19 protein-coding genes and 2 pseudogenes are annotated in these 19564 nt (G+C 60.9%); 13 read left to right on the forward strand and 8 right to left on the reverse strand.

The window, feature by feature from the left end; genetic code table 11:
• From B3V69_RS07420 to B3V69_RS07430, 3 genes and pseudogenes are all read right to left on the reverse strand, one after another.
• A pseudogene (locus tag B3V69_RS07420) lies at window positions 1-387 on the reverse strand (hypothetical protein); the annotation flags it as partial.
• 32 nt (window positions 388-419) lie between these two features.
• Complete coding sequence (locus B3V69_RS07425; protein ID WP_296445217.1) at window positions 420-629, reverse strand: CsbD family protein; 210 nt, start codon at window positions 627-629, stop codon at window positions 420-422.
• A 153-nt stretch (window positions 630-782) separates the two neighbouring features.
• Window positions 783-1256, reverse strand: a complete 474-nt coding sequence (locus B3V69_RS07430) for a glycine zipper 2TM domain-containing protein (protein WP_296445219.1) — start codon at window positions 1254-1256, stop codon at window positions 783-785.
• Between the two features lie 106 nt (window positions 1257-1362).
• Between B3V69_RS07430 and B3V69_RS07435 the strand changes: the two genes are divergently transcribed.
• From B3V69_RS07435 to B3V69_RS07455, 5 genes are read left to right on the forward strand one after another with little or no spacing between them, the layout of a single operon-like run.
• Window positions 1363-2595 (forward strand): ABC transporter permease, encoded by a 1233-nt coding sequence (locus B3V69_RS07435; protein ID WP_296445221.1) that lies wholly within the window; start codon window positions 1363-1365, stop codon window positions 2593-2595.
• A gap of 1 nt (window position 2596) precedes the next feature.
• Window positions 2597-3442, forward strand: coding sequence for an ABC transporter ATP-binding protein (locus B3V69_RS07440; protein WP_296445223.1), 846 nt, complete (start codon window positions 2597-2599; stop codon window positions 3440-3442).
• Window positions 3439-4368, forward strand: a complete 930-nt coding sequence (locus tag B3V69_RS07445; protein ID WP_296445225.1) for an MlaD family protein — start codon at window positions 3439-3441, stop codon at window positions 4366-4368. The genes B3V69_RS07440 and B3V69_RS07445 overlap by 4 nt, the downstream gene beginning before the upstream one ends.
• The gene (locus B3V69_RS07450; RefSeq protein ID WP_296445227.1) at window positions 4365-5000 is read left to right on the forward strand and encodes an ABC-type transport auxiliary lipoprotein family protein; all 636 of its coding nucleotides are present in this window, start codon (window positions 4365-4367) and stop codon (window positions 4998-5000) included. The genes B3V69_RS07445 and B3V69_RS07450 overlap by 4 nt, the downstream gene beginning before the upstream one ends.
• Window positions 4997-5212, forward strand: coding sequence for a hypothetical protein (locus B3V69_RS07455; protein ID WP_296445229.1), 216 nt, complete (start codon window positions 4997-4999; stop codon window positions 5210-5212). Before B3V69_RS07450 ends, B3V69_RS07455 begins: the two co-directional genes overlap by 4 nt.
• Before the next feature lie 33 nt (window positions 5213-5245).
• On the opposite strand, the gene cls is transcribed toward B3V69_RS07455, so the two are convergent.
• The 4 genes from cls to B3V69_RS07475 form a co-directional block, all read right to left on the reverse strand.
• Complete coding sequence (cls, locus tag B3V69_RS07460) at window positions 5246-6622, reverse strand: cardiolipin synthase (RefSeq protein WP_296445230.1); 1377 nt, start codon at window positions 6620-6622, stop codon at window positions 5246-5248.
• Window positions 6623-6638: 16 nt separating this feature from the next.
• Window positions 6639-7994 (reverse strand): OmpA family protein, encoded by a 1356-nt coding sequence (locus B3V69_RS07465; protein WP_296445232.1) that lies wholly within the window; start codon window positions 7992-7994, stop codon window positions 6639-6641.
• A 140-nt stretch (window positions 7995-8134) separates the two neighbouring features.
• Window positions 8135-10147 carry an AsmA family protein gene (locus B3V69_RS07470; RefSeq protein WP_296445234.1) on the reverse strand — a complete coding sequence of 671 codons (2013 nt, stop codon included), beginning with the start codon at window positions 10145-10147 and terminating at the stop codon, window positions 8135-8137.
• 25 nt (window positions 10148-10172) lie between these two features.
• Entirely contained in the window at window positions 10173-10547 is a 375-nt protein-coding gene (locus B3V69_RS07475; RefSeq protein WP_296445236.1) for a collagen-like protein, read from the reverse strand.
• Between the two features lie 353 nt (window positions 10548-10900).
• Between B3V69_RS07475 and B3V69_RS07480 the strand changes: the two genes are divergently transcribed.
• The 5 genes and pseudogenes from B3V69_RS07480 (at window position 10901) to B3V69_RS07500 (ending at window position 16235) form a co-directional block, all read left to right on the forward strand.
• Window positions 10901-11320, forward strand: coding sequence for a YXWGXW repeat-containing protein (locus B3V69_RS07480; protein ID WP_296445238.1), 420 nt, complete (start codon window positions 10901-10903; stop codon window positions 11318-11320).
• A 348-nt stretch (window positions 11321-11668) separates the two neighbouring features.
• A pseudogene (locus tag B3V69_RS20735) lies at window positions 11669-12220 on the forward strand (transporter substrate-binding domain-containing protein); the annotation flags it as partial.
• Window positions 12221-12247: 27 nt separating this feature from the next.
• On the forward strand, window positions 12248-14125 hold the full coding sequence (locus B3V69_RS07490) for a sensor domain-containing protein (RefSeq protein WP_296445242.1): 1878 nt from the start codon (window positions 12248-12250) through the stop codon (window positions 14123-14125).
• A gap of 58 nt (window positions 14126-14183) precedes the next feature.
• A complete protein-coding gene (locus B3V69_RS07495) occupies window positions 14184-14414 on the forward strand; it encodes a hypothetical protein (RefSeq protein ID WP_296445244.1) in 231 nt (76 codons plus the stop codon).
• A 279-nt stretch (window positions 14415-14693) separates the two neighbouring features.
• Window positions 14694-16235 (forward strand): AAA family ATPase, encoded by a 1542-nt coding sequence (locus tag B3V69_RS07500; RefSeq protein ID WP_296445246.1) that lies wholly within the window; start codon window positions 14694-14696, stop codon window positions 16233-16235.
• A gap of 54 nt (window positions 16236-16289) precedes the next feature.
• Here B3V69_RS07500 and B3V69_RS07505 read toward each other — a convergent pair whose 3' ends face one another.
• Window positions 16290-16658: a thioredoxin family protein gene (locus B3V69_RS07505; protein WP_296445247.1), complete on the reverse strand. Its 369-nt coding sequence runs from the start codon at window positions 16656-16658 to the stop codon at window positions 16290-16292.
• A 171-nt stretch (window positions 16659-16829) separates the two neighbouring features.
• Between B3V69_RS07505 and B3V69_RS07510 the strand changes: the two genes are divergently transcribed.
• From B3V69_RS07510 to B3V69_RS07520, 3 genes are all read left to right on the forward strand, one after another.
• On the forward strand, window positions 16830-17102 hold the full coding sequence (locus tag B3V69_RS07510) for a hypothetical protein (protein ID WP_296445249.1): 273 nt from the start codon (window positions 16830-16832) through the stop codon (window positions 17100-17102).
• A gap of 153 nt (window positions 17103-17255) precedes the next feature.
• Entirely contained in the window at window positions 17256-17990 is a 735-nt protein-coding gene (locus B3V69_RS07515) for a glutathione peroxidase (RefSeq protein WP_296445250.1), read from the forward strand.
• Between the two features lie 27 nt (window positions 17991-18017).
• Window positions 18018-19460 carry a dihydrolipoyl dehydrogenase gene (locus B3V69_RS07520; protein ID WP_296445252.1) on the forward strand — a complete coding sequence of 481 codons (1443 nt, stop codon included), beginning with the start codon at window positions 18018-18020 and terminating at the stop codon, window positions 19458-19460.
• The last annotated feature ends 104 nt before the right edge of the window (window positions 19461-19564 follow it).

A 19564-nucleotide genomic window follows, 5' to 3' on the forward strand; every position in this document is an offset into this window, starting at 1 on the left:
CGCCTTGGCGGCCACCGCGGCAGCCTTCGCTTCCTTCACGCAAACGTCCTTGACATTCCCGGCCTTGTCATCGCATTTTTCCTTGGCGACCGAGTAATCGGCCTCGGCCTTGGCGACACGCGCCTTGTAGCTCGCGTCCTCTGAGGGCTCGTACCTGGCCTTCAGGTCCGCCTTCGCGATTTTCTCTTTGGCACTGGCCTCGGCCTTGCAGATGTCCTTTGCGTTACCGGAAAGGGACCCGCAGGCTGCCTTGGCAGTCTTGTACTCGGCGGAGATGCTGTTCTTCTCGGCTTTGTACTGGTCTTTTGACATGGTTTGCGCCATTGCGCCAACACTGAAAGCCAAGCTGATGGCGATAGCCATCGCGTTGATATTGAGCTTGTTCATGGGTAGTTCCTTGACGGGTTAAGCGATTTGAATTAATTAATTTGTTTCATGCGCTTCTGACATGCGGCGAGCTGCTTCTTCGATTCATCCTGGGAGATGCCATACCGTTCCTGGATCCTGCCGGCCAGGCAATCGCGCCGACCTGCCAACACCTTGAAATGGTCATCGGTGAGCCTGCCCCACTGCTCTCTGACATGGCCGTTGAGTTGCTTCCAGTTGCCTTCGATGCGGTCCCAGTTCATTTCTTTATCCTTCAAGTTGATGGAAAGTCGCAATGGCTCTGGCACCCTTGGCCCGCCACCTGTTTTTCAAGCTTATGGCGCATCGACGCTGCCGTCTGTTTGCCAACGCACACAGTTAGCAAACTTCTGATGGCCACGCAGTTCACCGCTGATCTAATAGCGCAGTGCGACGCCGTTGTCGATCCGCACGCGGTCCCCGACCCGAATATCGGCGTTGCTGCCTTGCATCAACGTTTGATAGGAACCGTCGTTCATGCGGATCGTTAGCTTGTAAGCATCGGACGGCTGCTGGTTTCGTTTTTCCAGTTCATGTCCGGCGTAGGCGCCACCAGCCGCGCCGATAACGGTCGCGGCCGTATTGCCAGTGCCGCCGCCGACCTGATTGCCGACGATGCCACCCACCACCGCGCCCGCGATGGTGCCCAGGCCGATGCTGCTGCCTTGTCTGACGAGATCAATGGACTGCACGACGCCATAGGATGAGTAAGCGCCGCCAGCATTGCCGGATTGCGAATACCCAGTCCCCGAATTAGACATATTGCCGGGGGCATTCATGTCCGAGCAGGCGCCGAGGGTGAGGACGGCAGCGACGCCAAGGACTGATCCGAACTTATTCATGGTTTTCATAAACTATCTCCTTAAAGAGTGTGGGTGGATGGATGGATGCGCGCGCCACTTCGAGGGCGCGATCGACAGGTGGTTTTCATGTGAAAGTTGCTCCGTGTGACAAGTTATGAAACTGCACGCGACCTTCCTCTGTTTCGACGCGCTTTTCTGTGCGCTCGCGCACATACAGGACAAGACATCTCCTCTAACCTGCGATGCATCTATGAAGCCCAGCCCGCTGGCACCCGCCGCCATCGCTCAACCGACCCCGCAGCAATTGGCGTTGTCGGGGTATTGGACCGCGCGCGGTATCGGCACCGTCGAGCCCAGACTTGAATCGGTGCGCGTTCCCGCCCAAACCCAGGTGGTGGCCGACGGCGTCGGCATCGAGGCGCTGGACACGGCTGGCGCATGGGTACTGCAAAAACTACTGCTTCGCCTGCGCGACGAAGGCATCCAGGTGACCCTGCAGGGCTTGCGCCCGGCGCATGCCCGGCTGTTGGCGCTTGTGGCGCAGCACGTCGCCGATCAGGCCAAAGCGCCGGCGCGGGCAGTGCAACCGTCCCCGACGATGTTCGAGGGTGTCGGCCGCGCGGCGCAGTCCGCTTTTGAGCAGGCCGTCGCCCTGCTCGGCTTCGTCGGCGAAAGTAGCCTCGCCTTGGCCCGCTACGTGGCCCACCCGGCGCGGCTGCGCTGGCGCGCGATCCTGTACAACATTCGCAGCGCCGGATTCGACGCACTGCCCATCGTCGGACTGCTGTCGTTCCTGCTCGGAATCGTCGTGGCGTATCAAGGTGCCGACCAGCTCCGGCAATACGGTGCCAACATCTTCGTCGCCGATCTTGTCGGTTTGTCGATGTTGCGCGAGTTCGCCCCTTTGATCACCGCCATCATCGTCGCTGGCCGCTCGGGCTCGGCCTACGCCGCGCAGATTGGCACGATGGCCGTGACCGAGGAGATCGACGCCATGCACACCATCGGCATCGCACCTCTGGAGTTGCTGGTGCTGCCCAAGATCATCGCGCTGGTGATCGCGTTGCCGCTGCTGACCGTGTTTGCCGACGTGCTCGGCGTTTTCGGCGGCATGCTCATGGCGCGCGCGCAGCTCGGCGTCGGTTTTGGCGAGTTTCTCGACCGCTTCGTCAAGGCCGTCGACATCACGGCCTACCTGATCGGTGTCGGCAAGGCGCCGGTGTTCGCCGTCATCATCACCGTGGTCGGCTGCTTTCAGGGCTTGCGCACCCAGGGCGGCGCCGACAGCGTCGGCCGCCAGACCACGCGCGCCGTCGTGCAGTCCATCTTCCTCGTGATCGTGGCCGACGCCCTCTTCTCGATCGCCTTCAGCGCACTGGATCTCTAGCATGAACGCCGCGTCGCAGACCGTCATCGAGATCAGCAAGGTGTCAACCCGCTTCGGCGATCACGTCGTGCATACCGGGCTCGACCTGGAAGTCCGCAGCGGGGAAATATTCGCCTTGATCGGCGGCAGCGGCTCGGGAAAATCGACGTTGCTGCGCGAAATGATTCTGCTGCAACGCCCCGACGCGGGCTCAATCCGGGTGCTCGGCGTCGACCTGCACGAGATCGCGGACGATGCCGCGCTCGCGTTGCGCCAGCGCTGGGGCGTGATGTTCCAGCATGGCGGCTTGTTCGGCTCGCTGACGGTCAAGGAGAACGTCGGCTTGCCCCTGCGCGAGCACACTGGTCTGGACGATGTGTTGATCGATGAAATCGCAGCCTGGAAGCTCGCCATGACGGGACTCCAGCCCGAGGTCGGGGCCCAGTATCCGTCCGAGCTCAGCGGCGGCATGATGAAACGCGCCTCGCTGGCCCGCGCACTGGCACTCGACCCGGAACTGTTGTTTCTGGACGAGCCGACGGCTGGCCTCGATCCCGACAGCGCCGGCGAGGTCGACCAACTCGTGCGCCGACTGCGCGAGCTGTTCGGTCTGACCATCGTCATGATCACGCATGATCTCGATCTGTTGTGGCAGCTGGCCGACCGCGTCGCCGTCCTCGCCGAGGGCAAGGTACAAGGCGTCGGCTCGATGACCGAGCTCTCGCAAATGGACAATCCCGCGATCCGGAAATTCTTCGACGGCCCGCGCGGCAGAGCGGCCCAGGAGCAGGAAAGAAAACAAGAGCAGCAGCAGACCCAAGTACCCACCAGTGAAGCAACCGGGAGGCCATCATCGAAACCAAAGTGAGTTATTCAGTCGTTGGCGCCTTCGTGCTCCTCCTTGGCGCGGTGCTGATCATCGGCGTGCTCTGGCTCGCCTCGGGCGGCGCCTTCCAGAAGAAATACGACCTGTATCTGGCGCTCGAAGACGAATCGGTGGCGGGCCTCAATCTCAACGCACCGGTCAAATACAACGGGGTCGACGTCGGCAAGGTCCGGGGCATTCGGCTCGACCCCAGCAACCCGCAACGGGTCAACCTGCTGTTTGCCATCGAGCGCGGTACGCCCATCAAAGAGGACACGGTGGCGGTTCTGAAAACCCAGGGTCTGACGGGCATCGCCTATGTCGAACTCAGCGGTGGCGCTCAGAATTCTCCGCCGCTGCGCGTCGCGGCGGGCGCCAGGTATCCGGTGATCCGCACCAAACCCTCGCTCAGCGCGCGGCTGGAAAATGTACTGACAAACGTGCTGGCCAAACTGGACAGCACATCAAGCAGCATCAATGCCATTCTCAGCGAGGAAAACCGGGCCGCGTTCAAGAGCGCACTGGCCGACATCGCCACCGTGGCGCACACCATCGCCGCGCGCAAGGACGCCATCGACACCAGCATCACCCATGCCGCGCGCACGCTGGAAAACACATCACAGGCAACGGCACACATGGGGGCCGTGGTTGATCGCATCGGACGCAGCGCCGACGCCGTCGAGAAAATGGGCAATGAGGTCGCCAAAACGAGTGCCAGCGCGGGAAAGACCGTCGACTCGGTCGGCGCCGACGTCAAGCGCTTCAGCGTGGAGACCGTGCCGGAACTGGAACGCCTGCTCGGCGAACTGAGCCCTCTGACAACCTCGCTGCGTCGCTTGAGCGAGCAAACCGAGCGCGATCCGCGCGGCTTGCTTTTTGGCCGCAAGGCGGTGCCGGCAGGTCCGGGAGAAGCAGGAGCCAAGCCATGAAAGTCATCCACAAGATACCGGCCGCCAGACAGGGCCGTTTGGTGGCCGCCGCTTTATGTCTGATAACGCTCAGTGCCTGCAGCGGACTGCGCCCGGCGGCAACACCGCAACCGGCCTTTTATTCGCTCGACAGCACGCGGGCCGGGGTGCCGACGGTGGCGCCCATGGCAGCGCCGACATTGATCATCAATCCGCCGCATGCGGCGGCCGGCTTTGACAGCTCTCGCATCATTTATGTACGCGAGAACCACAAGCTCGAGTACTTCGCGCACAGCGAATGGGTGGACCCGCCAGCGCGCATGCTGGGCCCCCTGCTGGTCGCCGCCGTCGAACGCACGGGGGCGTTCCGCTCCGTCGTGCTGGCGCCGGGCGCGGCGGCGGGCGACTTGCGGCTCGATACCGAGATCATCCGGCTGCAACACGAATTTCAAAGCAGCCCGAGCCGCGTGCGTTTTACACTACGCGCCTATCTGGTTGACGACAAGACGCGTCGCGTGCTAGCCTGGCGCGAGTTCGATAGCGCCGTGGCCGCCACCAGCGAGGACCCCTATGGCGGCGTACTGGCCGCCAATCTTGCCGTGCAGGCCGTGTTGGAAAATCTTTCACAATTTTTAGCGGAGAGACAAAAATGAACCCGACAAAACTCATAGCAATCATCCTGATCGCGGCCGGTGGTCTTGGACTGGTGTACGGCGGCTTCAGTTATACGAAGGAAACCACCGGCATGAAGCTGGGCCCGATCGAACTCAAGGTTCAGGAGCAAAAAACGGTCAACGTCCCATTGATTGTCAGCGCCGGCGCCATCGTGCTCGGCGTGTTCCTGCTGGTCGTCGGACGCAAATAAACGGTCCCCGGACCGCGTCGCGGCGCCGTCCGGCTAGAGCAAGCGCGCCACCGTGCGCGCCATCCATTCCTTGACTCGCAAGGAAAGCGCGCGGCGTTCCCAGCTTTCCGGATCGATAGCCTGAGACGCTTCCAGGTCCGCGCTAAAGCTGGCCTGCATTTTCTGGGCAAAGTCACGGCCCAAAATCACCGCATTGAGCTCATCGTTGTCGAGGAAGCTGCGCCAATCCAGATTGGTGGACCCGACCGTGGACCAGACGCCGTCGATCACCGCCGTTTTGGAATGCAACATCGCACCTCCGCGCTCATAAAGTTTGACGCCGCCTTTGAGCAGGTTGCTGTAGTGCGAGCGCCCGGCGTGGAATACGATGCTGGAATCTGACTGACTCGGCAAGATCAGCTTGACATCGACGCCGCGCGCCGCGGCGTCGATCAGCGACTTCAGCAACTGGGGGTCGGGGACGAAATACGCATTCGTCAGATGCACTTCCTTTTCAGCGTTGCCGATCGCCGATATCAGCGTCAGGTACATCAGACTGTAGGGATCGTCAGGCGTGCTGCCGATGGCGCGCACGATGTCTTTTCCCTGCGCCGTCAGGGCCGGAAAGTAGTCCTTCACGGCCAGCGGCTTGCCACGCTGCTTGTCCCAGGTCTGCATGAACAGTTTCTGATATTCTCCGACCACAGGACCTTCGATTTGAAGGTCGGTGTCGCGCCAGGCCAGCGCATCCTGGTCGGATTTTTTGGGCCATCTGGCAACCGATCCCGACGAATAAACATTGCTGATATTGATGCCGCCGATGAAGGCGATGCGCCCGTCAACCACCAGCAGTTTGCGGTGATCACGGTTATTGATCAGCCATGGCAGCCGCGCTGCGAACGGGTTGATCGGATTGAATTCAAGCACCTCGATGCCGCCTTGCTTCAGCCGCTCGAAGAAAGCTTTCGGCGTATTGAATCCCCCCACGCTGTCGTAGATCAGGTTGACCTGAACGCCCCGGCTTTGCTGCGCCAATAGCAGCTGCGCGAACTGCTGCCCAATTTCGTCGTCTTCGATGATGTAGGACTCGAGATTGATATGGTCATGGGCATTGCGGATGGCGGCAAACATGGCCGCGTAAGTGACCGCACCGTCCTGCAGCAGGGTCACTTTGTTTCCCAGAATCAGCGGGCTGCCAACGATCGCCTGTTCCAGCGCAATCTGTTTTTCCAGGATATCGATATCACCGGATTTGCGCTTGAGCTCCGCCAGGATGGCAGCGCTACGTTGCACTGACACCGGACCGCTTGCATTCTCAAACCGGGCTTCCTGCCGGGTGTGCCGTTCTATGAGGGCAGCGGTGTCCGGCAGAGCCGCGCAACCTGCTGCAGCGAGCAGGCAAAATGCCGTCGCTGCAACAAGTTTTATCACGACAACTACCTTCGCATCATTTTTTGTCAGTCCCCGCCACGTCGATGTCTACCCGACGATCAGGCTGCAGACAGGCGATCACTTTGGCACTCACCGGGCCCCGACAGGCGTCGCTGCTGGTCACCGGTTGCGTCTCGCCCATGCCGACCACCTGCACATGCTCATACTGGACGCCCCTGCTCGCCAGATAAGTCTTCACCGATTCAGCGCGGCCCTCTGACAGCCTCTGGTTGGCGTCCGACGATCCAATACGGTCGGCATGGCCGGTATAGGTGATGCTGGAGATATTGACCTCGCGCAGCTTGTTGGCGAGATCGTCGAGCCGGGCTTCACCGACTGGCTTGAGCGTGGACTTGCCAAAGGCAAACAGCGCGTCGGTTGACAGCGAGTACCGCTGAACGGTCTGAGTTACTGGCGCCAGCGCCACGATGACGGGCGCTGCCATCTGTTGCGGCGCGGGTTCGGCCATCGTCAGCCGAATAAAGCCATGGCCACCGCGGCCGCCGCTATCGGCGGTGTCCATGCCACCGCGGCCACCGCCACCACCACCACCCAGGTCGCCAATGCCCGCTACCGCATCGCGGCTGACCGACTCACCGGCGCCGCCACTGCCAACGCTGGCGCCGCCGCCGCCGCCGGCATTGGCCTGAACGACATTACCGACTTTGGTCTGCGCGCTGCGACCGCTCTCGCTCCCCGATTGGCCGGCCACGCCGGTATAACCGGGCGTCTGCGACAGACTGCCGGACTGAGCCAAGTTTTCGACCTTGGCACCGCTATTGGCAATGGCGGCCCCGCCACTGCCACCACTGCTGCCGCCTGCCAAGGCCATGCCGCCACTGCCATCGCCTGCCGCCTGGGTGCGTTGCCGCCAAACGTCAGCACCGGCGAACCCGGCTACCAGTCGCCCGGTGCTGGCAACGGTCAAGCTGGTTGGATTGCCGGCTTCGGTACGTCCGCCGTTGGCACTGCCGCCCGATCCGCCCATGCCGATGGTCAGCTTGTACATGCCCGGCGCCAAGTATTGAACCGTGCGCGATGGTGTCGCACCGGCGCCGCCGCCGCCGCCGCCTTGATCTCTCGACGCGCCGCCGCCGCCGCCGCCGCCACCACCACTGAGTTCAATGAGGTAGCTGCCCTCAATCGGGTAAAGCGCCGGGAATTGTCGGGTCTGCTCCGACGCCGTCCCCCTCGGGTACACGGTGAGAATACATTGCTGATTCACACTGTCCGCCGCAGGATTAACGATGGTAAAAGCGTTGCGTGTCTGGTCGAAATTTGCAGCCCCGCAAGGGGGCACTGCATTCTGCGCAAAAGCTGGAACCGAGGTGGCCGCCAAACACCACAAGGCCAGACGAATTTCTTTCTTCATAGGTAACTCCTTGGACCTGCGTCCGTTTGCGTTCAAAACGAACGCGGTTGATATCGATTTCCTGCAGCCCTTTGTTCGACTGCTGACGAAACCAGCATGTGCCGATGATTCTGTGCCCGACAAATCGTTTGTTCCGTCTGCTAACGCACAAAGCGCACGGTATTTTTTCGAGCGCCTCGGTTGTTTTCAGCATGCGGCAAAGCCCTTGCATCCCGAACCAGTTGCCCGCAGTCGCTGTCTTTGCCCGGACCCGCGTCGATCAAGGGGATCAACGCAAACAAGGGATTGACGATGCCCAAGGCAATCGCACCGAGCGCGCGCGCCGCGACACGCACCTTGTCGACCTGGACATCGGGCTTGGCAAAACTGCCGCGAATGTAGATCGGACTGCGCAATGCCAGCGGACTGGTGTTCTTCGTTTTCTGATTCAGTGTGAGGTCCAGCTTTTCCCGTCCCAGATCAACGGTGCCGCTTCCGATGATGGTGGTGACCTCAGTGTCGAAGACCAGCGCGTCGGCGTACATGATGCCTTGCTTGACGCTGAAGTCGGCGACCGCGCAACGCAGCTTGACGAGGCGGTCGCCGGTCAGGTTGAGCTGCAGTATTTCCCACAGATGCAGGCCCGCTTTTTCCATCATCAACTTGCTGATCTCGCCGCCCGCCACGACCAGCCCCATCTTGCCGTTGGAACTCGCCAGCATGCGCTCAACCGAGTTGCCGTGTCCGGCAAGATCAAATTCTCCGTTGATCTGGCCGATGCTGGTCTGGCTCAGTGCGAACGCCGGAAACAGCTTGGCCAGCAGGATTTTTCGCGCCCGCACCTTGGCGCGCGCCTGGATCGGATCGCCTCGTCCATCGAGCGTAATCACCGCATTGAGGGTGCCGCCAGCCAGACCGAAGGTGAGCGGATCGAGTGTCAACACGGCGTCGCGCAAACTCAAATGGGTCGCGAGGTCTTCCAGCGGCAAATTCTTGGCGTGCCGGATGGTGCTGGCCTTCAACGTCACCTCCGCATCAACGCTGCCCCACCGGTTGGCCTGTAACGGCAGGTCGGGCAACACGGGTACTGTCGCACTTACTGGCGCGGATGTTGCCGCCGTGGTTGAGGTGGACCGGGAAGCCGCCTGTTTGGCGGCTTGCACGCTGCCGGGCCGCGCCCCTATCATCGGCCCGAGATCATCGAGATCGAGCAAGTTGGAAACCAGCTCGGCGCTCAGTGCCGGTCGTTTGCCGCCGGTCGCGACTTGCATCGTGCCTGCAATGTCGCTGCCGCCGATGCGGCCGGAAAACTTCTCGTAACGCCACGTATTTGCGCTATGCACCAGGTGCCCCTCGGTAACATAGGCGTGGGTTGCCGGAAGCGCGATGCCGAGCAAGGGAAAGAGCTGATCAAGGCTATCCCCACGCAAGGCCATCCGCATGTCCAGGGCAGAGAATTTGAGCAGGCTGGTGATGGTGCCGTCGGCCTGCACGCGCGTGCGGCCCACGGTGGCGTCGATCTTCACGGGATAGGGGGTTTTTTCGTCGCGCAACGCCAGCACCGGCCCGCCGCTGCCGCGCGCCTTCAGCGCCAGGCCCTGGTATTGACCTTGCGCGCTGAACGCCACACCCGACCCCGTGGTTTCACCGGGTGGCGCGTCCACGGTCGAGAGCTCCGACCGGATACTGGTCTTGATCGCCGCATCGTCGTAGCCCAGCATGCCATGATCAAGCGTCAAGCGGTCGATCTGGATCCGTGCGCCCTCGTCTTGCTGGTTGAGGTCCAGCAGCCAGCTCTTTCGGCCGCCGCTGCCCTGCTCCAGAAAGATCACCGGTCGCGTCAACTGCACGTCGGAAAAAACGATGTGCTGGCGCAGCAGTTGCGGCAGCACCATCACGATGTCCACCGCGTCGGCGGCGACCATCTGCTTTTCCCTGGCCCAGTCCGGATTCGCGAAGGTCACGGCGTCAGCGTGAACGCGCGGCCAAGGCCAGCCGAATTTAAGGGTCAGGTCGCCATGGATGACCAAGGCACGACCCGTTTTTTCCAGCGCCATGCGTTCAATCGGGCTGCGTAGCCAGTTCCAGCCAAAGATGGCGATGAAAAGAGCTGCCAGCACAATCACCGCGAGAACAAGCCCCGCTAACCATTTCAGCGTGCGTGGCAGCTTCACGGCGCCCTGTCCACGCCCGACGCTCTTAATGAGCCGGAACAATCACAACGGTATCAGGGGTGGTTCCTCTTGCGCCCGTGTTGCCTTTGGCACCTGTGCTACCCGTCGCTCCGGTACTTCCGGTGGCGCCCGTATAGCCTGTGGCACCGGTATCTCCAGTGGCACCCGCACCGCCGGTGGCGCCCGTGGCACCCGTGCCTCCCGTGGCGCCGGTGTAGCCCGTCGCGCCGGTGTAGCCCGTCGCGCCGGTATTGCCGGTATTGCCCTTGGCGCCGGTGTAACCGGTGGCACCCGTGTCACCGGTTGCGCCTTGCGGTCCGGCCGGGCCCGCAGGAAGCGAAAAACATCCAGCCAAGGCGAGCGCCGCAGCGGATGCGACAAGCAGTTTCGAGTACTTCATGATGATTCCTTTTAATTGACTAACGAGGACTACGCATCGAGGTGAGCAGCTCCGCAGAATTGATCAGTTTCTGGCGACAACGATTGGCGTCGGCAGATCAGCCCCTCGCCCCTTCAAGGTCGCATCCACAACCGACCTGTACGCATCTCTTGACGTACATCTTGTCGGCGCGTTACGACTGAAGTAAGACTAAGCGGACTGCCCGCTCGATTCAGTTCGCTAGCGCGCATAGCGAGAATATTTCGCAAGTTCTTCCACAACGGCGCTGCATTCCCTGCCTTGTGTGGGCCAGCGCACGGATCAGCCATGCAGCGCATGCGAGCATCGTGTCCTTAACTGACAGGGGACACATCATGAAACCTAGCAACGCCGTTCGAAGTCTCTTGCTATCGATGCTGGTCGCCGCCAGCACCGCGGCAGCGCCCGCATTCGCGCAAGTCAGCGTCAACATCAACATCGGGCCGCCCGCACAGCAGTATGAAATGGTGCCCGTCATGACGCCGGGTTATGTCTGGGCGCCGGGTTACTGGGCTTGGCATGGCGACCATTACATCTGGGTGCGCGGCCGCACCATGGTTCAACGCGTCGGCTACCGCTGGGAACCTGATCGCTGGGAGCAACGCGGCGCCAACTACTATCGACAAGCGGGCCGCTGGGAACACGATGCCAACTACAAAGTCGTCAAAGTGAAAAAGGAAAAGAACCCCAAACACGCAAACAACGGCGGCGGCAACAAGGGCAAGCAGGGCAAGGGCCACAAGAACGAGCATTGACGCTTGACGTCCGCGGCAGGCACAGGGAAGTACCCAGATCTCTAAAGATGTTTAGGTAATTAAGATGAAACAATAGTAATAAAATATCTCATGATTGCTAGCACTGCCAAGATGGAGCAGACGAGCCTTTGTCATTGGCCGTGGTGGCATGCAGTCATTCGTGTTCATGTATTTGCGAGTTTTCTGATTGCCTTTGGTCTCGCATTGTTTGCAGGCGGCGCTGCGCAGGCTTTGTCACTTGCCAATCAGTCGAACCCAACTGCACCGGCACCAGCCGTTGCCACGCAGGGACAATCAACCACTCTCGTCGTCGGCAGTGAACAAGACTTTCCGCCGTTCGCCAGCGGCATGACCGAAGTTACCACCGGTGGCTTTACGGTCGATTTATGGAAAGCGGTGGCGACTGAGGCGGGCTTGCATTACACCATCCGGGTACTGCCTTTCCATCAGCTACTTCAGGAATTCAAGGACGGCCAGATTGATGTCCTGATCAATCTGGCGCAGTCCGATGAGCGCCATCAGTTTGCCGATTTCAGCGTTCCCCATTCCACCGTTCACGGCGCCATCTTTGTGCGCAAGGGCGAGTCAGACATCCGCTCGGAAGACGATCTCGCCGGGAAATCCATCATCGTAGTAAGCGCCGATCTGGCGCACGACTATGCCCGCTCCAGAGGATGGGACAAGCAATTGGTGCTGGTGAAGACCGCCACCGAGGGATTGCGCTTGCTGGCAGCTGGACGGCACGATACCATGCTGCTGAGCAAACTGACCGGCCTGCAGACGCTTCAGACACTGGCGCTGACCAATATCGAAGCGCTGGGGGTCAAGGTCGGGTTCTCGCAGAAATTCGCGTTTGCGACGCAACACGGACGGCCCGAGCTGTTGGCCAGCCTCAACGAAGGACTGGCGCTCACCAAGGCCAATGGCGTGTACAACGCCCTGTACGAGAAATGGTTTGGCGTCTACGAGGTAAAAAAAGTCGGCCTGCGCGACATGCTGAAGTACATCATCCCTGTTGTTGCGTTGTTGCTGACTTGGGTCGGGTATTTGTTCTACCAACGCCAAAAGGAGCGTCAACAGGCACACGAGGCCGTGACCGCATCGCGTGATCTGCTGATGACAATCATCGAAACCGCACCGATACGGGTGTTCTGGAAAGACCGCAACTTGCGCTATCTCGGCTGCAATGCAGTTTTTGCCAGAGACGCCGGGATGACGCGTCCCGACGAGCTGATCGGCAAGGACGACTACCAGATGGGCTGGGCGACTCAGGCTGAGCTTTACCGGGCCGATGACAGGGCGGTCATGGCGTCGGGCACTGCCAAACTTGCCTACGATGAGCCGCAGACGACGCCGGACGGGCGGACGATCTGGTTGCGTACATCCAAGGTCCCGCTCAGGAATCAACACGATGAAATAATCGGAGTGCTGGGTGTCTATGAGGACATCACCGAGCGCAAAAAGGCGGAAGAAGCAGTTCGAGACGCGGCCCAATACACTCGCAGCCTGATTGAAGCGAGCATGGACCCTTTGGTAATGCTCAACGCCGACGGCAAGATCACCGATGTCAATTCGGCCACAGAACAAGTAACAGGCTTGGCCAGGCAGGCTCTGATCGGCGGCGACTTGTCGATCGCTCTCACCGATCCAGTGAAAGGACGCGTTGGCCTCCAGCAGGTATTCACGCAAGGGGCTGTGAAAGACTACCAGCTGGCCATTCGCCACGTGTCGGGCCGGGTCACCGATGTACTCTTTAACGGCAGCTTGTACCGGGATGGTAATGGCACTGTGCTGGGTATGCTCGCCGCAGCACGCGACATCACCGCGCGCAACAAGGCTGAGACCGAAGTGCGCTTTCTGAATAAGAAAATGGAGTCGCTGCTCAACTCGATGGCAGAAGGGGCCTACGGTGTCGATGCCGACGGTGTTTGCACCTTTGTCAACCGTTCCTTTTTGCGACTGCTTGGTTACGCCAGCGCTGATGAGGTCATTGGCCGACATATCCACGAACTTATTCACCACACGCATGCGGATGGCAGCCCATACCCCGCCAGTCAGTGCCGTGCGAACGCGGCCTATCAAAGCAACCGATCCATGCATGAATTGGATGAAGTTTTTTGGCGCAAAGATGGCACGGCCATTCCCGTGGAATTATGGTCCCAACCCATCGCCGTGGACGGTGTTGTGACTGGTGCCATAGCTACCTTCTTTGATATCACCGTGCGCAAACAAGCCGAATATCAGATTCACCAACTGGCGTTTTACGATACGTTGACCCAACTGCCCAATCGACGCCTTTTGAATGACCGTCTGGGCCAAACCATGTTGGCCAGCCAGCGCAACGGTTTGTATGGTGCCGTGATGATGCTTGATCTGGATAATTTCAAGTCGCTCAACGACACGCATGGGCATCTGGTGGGGGATTTGCTTCTGATAGAAGTGGCCCGGCGATTGACGCTTTGTGTGCGTGAAATGGATACCGTGGCGCGTTTCGGCGGGGATGAGTTTGTCGTGATGCTGGCAGGACTGAGCAAGATCGAGTCGGATTCAGTTTCGCTATGCAAAGGCATTGCAGAAACCATTTGCACCACTTTGGCCGCGACTTATGTGCTGGACGTGACGCGCGATGGCGCACCGAATACTCAGGTGGAACATCACTGCACGGCAAGTGTTGGTGTGGCGGTTTTTGTGGGCGAAGAAACCAGTCAGGAAGAGGTCCTTCAACAGGCCGATGCGGCCATGTACCTGGCAAAAGACGCTGGTCGCAACACGTTTCGGTTTTATGGGGTCGAGGACCCAGTCTGAGGGACGGAAATCGCCAGGTCACATTTCACCGTCGAAATGGTGTCCACGAACGGTCTATTTGTTGCCGCCTGTTGCCGCCAAAAAAACGCCCCTTGAAGCAAGCTTTTTGGGGCTCATGGTGTCAATCAACCTATCCATGAATCAAAGTGCCGAAAACGCATGGGTTGCTGGACCAATGAAGATTGCTTGCTCTGACTTCCATATGGCTGCCTGTCGTGGTTTTCAGCAAACGCTGCAAACGAGCCAGCGGCAGGCTGCACAGAAAACGACCTTTGACGACTGGGGCTAATTGTTCGAGGGACTTGGCCGCCGATCAATTGAACCTAAAACCGCTGCCCGCACGGTGATCTCAAGAACCATGGGTGTAGCGCGTCAAACCACCCAAAACCCATGCGTGCCATCGCGCCCCAACTGGTCCACCAAACCGTACTCCCAATCCGAACAGACTGCTGCCGCAGGTGAGCTCATACCGTTGTGGGGTGGGGATGCCTGCGCCAGCTCGGAGCGCAGCACAAACCAGGCCCCGGAATGTGGCGTTTGACATACCAGGCTATCCGCATCTTGCCTTTTGTCATCAACCCTGTCCGCCGGGTCTGGCATCATGGACTTCATGGACCCGGACTTGCCACCCCTCATCCAGGCCCTGCTGGAGCCGCAGCGTTATCCGGATGCGGTGCAGCGGGTGGAACTGGTGCAGACCCATATCTCATGGGTGCTGCTGGCCGGGGACTTCGCCTACAAGATCAAAAAGCCGGTGCAGCTGGCTTTTCTGGACTTCAGCACACTGGCGCGACGCCAGGTCTGCTGCCTCGATGAGTTGCGCCTGAACCGCCGCTTTGCGCCGGACCTCTACCTGGACGTGCTCGGTATTTTCAATACGCCGCAAGACCCCCAATGGGGCGGCCCGGGCCCGCCGATCGAGTACGCGGTCAAGATGCGGCGCTTCGATGAAGCCGGACGACTGGACCGGGTCTGCGCCCGCGGCGAGCTGCAGTCCGGGCATCTGTCCGATCTGGCGGACACGCTGGTCGCTTTTCACGCGGCGGCAGCCATGGCGCCGCCGGCCTCGCGCTTCGGGTCGGCCAGCGAAGTGATGGCACCGGCGCGGGATAACTTTCGGGACCTGTTGCGCCTGTTGCCCGAGGCGGGCGTGGCCGCCCGGCTGGAGGCCTTGCAGGCCTGGACCGAGGCGCAATTCCAGCAGCTCGCCGCGCTGATGGAGGCGCGCAAGCTGGCCGGGCGCGTGCGCGAATGCCACGGCGACCTGCACCTGGGCAATCTGGTGTTGATTGATCAGCGCGTGCGGATGTTCGACTGCATCGAGTTCAACGAAGACCTGCGCTGGATCGACGTGGCCAGCGACATCGCCTTCACCTATGTCGACCTGCTGGCGCACGATCAGCCGGGGCTGGCCGACTGGTGGGTGGACGAGGTGTTGAGCCGCAGTGGCGACTACGAGGCGGCGCGGGTGCTGCGCTTTTATGCGGTGTACCGGGCCCTGGTGCGGGCCAAGGTGGCGGCGATTCGCACGCACCAGACACAGCAGACACAGCAGACGCAGGACGGCGGCAGCGAGGCCCTGGCTTATCTCGCGCTGGCGGAACGCCTGGTGGCGCCGCCCCCCGTGCGCCTCGTGATCACGCACGGTCTGTCCGGCTGCGGCAAGACCCTCGCTTCCAACGCGCTGCTGCAAAGCGACCCGCAGGCGTCCACCTTGCGCCTGCGCTCGGATGTGGAACGCAAGCGCCTGGCCGGGCTGGCAAGCACGGCGCGCAGCGGCTCGGCCCTGGACGCCGGTCTGTATGCGGCGAATGCCCACGCTAGCACCTACGGCCGCCTACGCGTGCTGGCCGAGCTGTTGCTGCGCGCCGGCTGGTCGGTCATCGTGGACGCCACCTTCCTGAAACGTGCCGACCGCGTCGCCTTTCGCGCGCTGGCCCGAGACGTCGGCGCGCCGTTCAGCATCCTGGCGCCGCAGGCCACGCCCGCGCAGTTACGCGAACGCATCCGGGCGCGCAGCGCCCTGGGGCACGACGCCTCCGAGGCCACGCTAGAGGTGCTGGCACAGCAGATGCAGACGATAGAGCCGCTGGCGGCGGACGAAAGATAGCTCGCGACATAGCCTGAAGAATCGCTCCTGTCGCCCGGCGCGGGTGACAAAACGTCAAGCCAGTTTGGTCGCCCGAATCCTGACGACCAAGTCCGTCACGGACTGGTTGGCAAGCGCTCGCTCACCTGCATTCTCAATCTGTGCCCGGATCAGGCGCTCCAGCGTTTCGGCCTGCGGCGTCAGGGGTCCGAAAAAGCGCGGCTCGTCCCCGACAGCCAGCAGCAGCGTGGGAAAGTCTTCCACATCCAGCGGATCCAGCAGATCGGCATCGTCTTCCACATCGATCCAGAGAAATTGCGCCTGCGGAAAATGGGCCTGCACCTGCAGGAAGCGACTGCGGTAGTCGCGGCAGACGCCGCACCACTCGGCGCACAGGCAGACAACGAGTAATGAGGCTGGCAGCGCCGCGTTTTCAGGGTTCATGGGGTGATGATCTCAAAAATCGTTATACAGCTTTGGCGATAAACAAATTGTAAATAAGTAGTTTGTGTTTTAAGGAACGCCGCCCACCATCCGGCCAAAGCATCTACTCACGCCCCTACCTCAGCTTTACGCATCCCGACGATCCGCATCAACATCGAATCCGGCCTTCGCATGAAATTTATACAAAAAATGACGCTAGCCCTCACCGGCATTGCGTTGGCCGCTAGCAATTTAGTAGCGACCCAGACCACGCTGCGGAACGCCTCGTACGACGTGGCGCGCGAGTTCGTGGCCAAGCTGTTCAGGAACGTGCCGGTACTGGCCAAGGGCGGGCGCGATGCCACCACCCACAAACTTCCGGCGCAACGGTTCCAGGAACTGGATTTGCAAACGGGTGAGACGCTGGTGCTGACGCCGCGCAAGGCGCGGGTGTTTGTGGCGTAAGCGTCGACCTTGCGGGCGCTGCACAAGGTTTGGACCACCCCAACGCTTGCCAACGAACTATTCTTGAGTTTGGTTCGCTAGCAGACAGACCGTTGACGCAGGGATGCGTAGATTGCAAACATCGAAAGTCACCCCACGAACCCGAGAAACACCATGCTGAAATCACGCGAAGGTCAAAGAGTCCCCGATGTCACTTTCCCGATTCGGGTCAACGGTGAATGGCAAAAGGTCAACAGCGACGCCTTGTTCAAAGGTAAAACGGTGGTGCTGTTCGCGCTACCGGGCGCCTTCACGCCGACCTGCTCCAGCACCCACCTGCCACGTTTCAACGAGTTGGCGGGCGTGTTCAAGGCGAATGGGATCGACAGCGTTATTTGTCTGTCCGTCAATGATCCCTTCGTGATGGAAACCTGGAAGGAAGAGCAGAACGCCGAAAACATCTACTTCCTGCCCGATGGCAACGCTGAATTCAGCGCCGGCATGGGCCTCCTGGTGGACAAGTCGGAGATCGGCCTGGGCAAGCGCAGCTGGCGCTATTCGATGCTGGTGAAGGATGGACTGATTGAAAAAATGTTCATTGAGCCGGAGGAGCCGGGCGATCCTTTCAAGGTGTCGGACGCCGATACCATGCTGCACTACATCAACCCCAAGGCCAGCCCCCCGCCACGCGTCACTTTCTTCGGCAAGCCCGGCTGCCCGCACTGCGCGCGCGCGCGCAAGATGCTCAAGGACAAAGGCTATCGTTTTGAAGAGATCGAACTCGGCAGCCACGGCATCAGCTACAGCTCCCTGCAGGCAGTGAGCGGACGCGGCACCACACCCCAGGTGTATATCGATGGTCAACACATTGGTGGCGCCGACGAACTGGCCATCTGGCTGGCGAAGTAAGTTGCCACCGTCGGGCTCAAACCTGCCATGACGCCCATTCAAGTCAATGTCGCCATCGTGGGTGCCGGTACCGCCGGTATGGGCGCCTACCGGGCCGCCCGCGCCCAGACCGATTCCGTTTTGCTGATCGAAGGGCGCGCCTACGGGACGACGTGCGCGCGCTTCGGTTGCATGCCCAGCAAACTGCTGATTGCCGCGGCGCAAGCCGCGCATCAGGCCCGGCATTCTGAGCCCTTCGGCGTGCAGGTGCAAGGCGTCACGGTTGACGGCGCGGCGGTGATGGCGCGCGTGCAGCGCGAACGCGATCGCTTTGTCGGATTCGTGCTGGAGACGGTTGACGCCATTGCGCAAGGCGACCGATTAAAAGCCAAGGTCAATTTTCGGGATGCCAATACCCTGGTGACGGAACAGGGGCAGTTGATTCACGCCCAGCGCATCGTGATCGCCACCGGCAGCATTCCCGTGCTGCCGCCGATGTTGAAGGGATTGAGCGCGCGTTTGCTGACCAATGAAAACGTATTTGACTTGGCCACCTTGCCGACCAGTCTGGCGGTGTTTGGGCCCGGCATACTGGGGATGGAACTGGCCCAGGCCATGAGCCGCCTGGGCGTGAAGGTCAAGGTGTTCGGTGTCGGCGGTGGTGTTGCCGGTATTCATGACCCGGCCATTCGGGATTACGCCGACAAGGCCTTCAACGAAGAGTTTTATCTGGATGCATCGGCTCAGGTGAAGTCAGTCAAGGAAGCTGCCGCTGGAGTCGAGGTCAATTACCTGCATCGAGACGGGGCCTGGCAAACCGAGCGCTTCGAGTACGTGCTGGCGGCGACCGGTCGTGCGCCCGATCTTGCCGGGTTGGCCTTGGAAAACACCGGGCTGCAGTTGAACGAACACGGCGTGCCGGTGTTTGACCGCTTCACGTTGCAGTGCGGCAATAGCTCAATTTTTATTGCCGGCGATGCCAGCAACGACATCCCCCTGTTGCACGAAGCGGCTGACCAGGGACGCATCGCCGGCGGGAATGCCGGCCGTTTCCCCGATCTCCGAGCGGGCTTGCGCCGCGCGCCACTGGCGGTGGTCTTCACCGATCCTCAAATCGCGTCGGTGGGTTTCAACCTGAGCCAGCTCGACCAGCACTTCAAGGGCCGCTTCGCAGAGGGAATCGTGTCCTTCGAGGATCAGGGGCGCAGCCGGGTCATGCTGCTCAACAAGGGAATGCTGAAAGTCTACGGCGAGCAAGGCAGCGGCTTGTTTCTGGGGGCGGAAATGTTCGGCCCCGCCGCCGAGCACATCGGCCATCTGCTGGCCTGGGCGGCGCAACAGCGCATGACGGTGTCCAGCATGCTGGACATGCCTTTCTACCATCCGGTCATTGAAGAAGGCTTGCGCACCGCACTGCGGGATCTCAACCATAAGCTGCACATCGGTCCGGCACTGATAGAGCGTTGTATGGATTGCGGACCAGGTGCTTAGCTTGCGTGATGGGGCGAGGAATTCAACGACCCAAACTGCGCAAGCGCTGATGCGCTGCATCCTCCAGATCCGGCGGCACGGACTGTCTGGCATTCAGGTAATGG

Origin of the sequence: Rhodoferax sp. UBA5149 (assembly GCF_002413825.1) — a bacterium.
Taxonomy (GTDB): Bacteria; Pseudomonadota; Gammaproteobacteria; order Burkholderiales; family Burkholderiaceae_C; genus Rhodoferax.

Excerpts from the sequence above, each read along its gene's own strand:
- B3V69_RS07510 (WP_296445249.1), top strand. The coding sequence starts at position 16,830 with ATGAAATTTATACAAAAAATGACGCTAGCCCTCACCGGCATTGCGTTG.
- B3V69_RS07520 (WP_296445252.1), top strand. The coding sequence starts at position 18,018 with ATGACGCCCATTCAAGTCAATGTCGCCATCGTGGGTGCCGGTACCGCC.
- B3V69_RS07430 (WP_296445219.1), bottom strand. The coding sequence starts at position 1,256 with ATGAAAACCATGAATAAGTTCGGATCAGTCCTTGGCGTCGCTGCCGTC.
- B3V69_RS07425 (WP_296445217.1), bottom strand. The coding sequence starts at position 629 with ATGAACTGGGACCGCATCGAAGGCAACTGGAAGCAACTCAACGGCCAT.
- B3V69_RS07450 (WP_296445227.1), top strand. The coding sequence starts at position 4,365 with ATGAAAGTCATCCACAAGATACCGGCCGCCAGACAGGGCCGTTTGGTG.
- B3V69_RS07435 (WP_296445221.1), top strand. The coding sequence starts at position 1,363 with ATGAAACTGCACGCGACCTTCCTCTGTTTCGACGCGCTTTTCTGTGCG.
- B3V69_RS07440 (WP_296445223.1), top strand. The coding sequence starts at position 2,597 with ATGAACGCCGCGTCGCAGACCGTCATCGAGATCAGCAAGGTGTCAACC.
- B3V69_RS07515 (WP_296445250.1), top strand. The coding sequence starts at position 17,256 with ATGCTGAAATCACGCGAAGGTCAAAGAGTCCCCGATGTCACTTTCCCG.
- B3V69_RS07505 (WP_296445247.1), bottom strand. The coding sequence starts at position 16,658 with ATGAACCCTGAAAACGCGGCGCTGCCAGCCTCATTACTCGTTGTCTGC.
- B3V69_RS07475 (WP_296445236.1), bottom strand. The coding sequence starts at position 10,547 with ATGAAGTACTCGAAACTGCTTGTCGCATCCGCTGCGGCGCTCGCCTTG.
- B3V69_RS07465 (WP_296445232.1), bottom strand. The coding sequence starts at position 7,994 with ATGAAGAAAGAAATTCGTCTGGCCTTGTGGTGTTTGGCGGCCACCTCG.
- B3V69_RS07480 (WP_296445238.1), top strand. The coding sequence starts at position 10,901 with ATGAAACCTAGCAACGCCGTTCGAAGTCTCTTGCTATCGATGCTGGTC.
- B3V69_RS07455 (WP_296445229.1), top strand. The coding sequence starts at position 4,997 with ATGAACCCGACAAAACTCATAGCAATCATCCTGATCGCGGCCGGTGGT.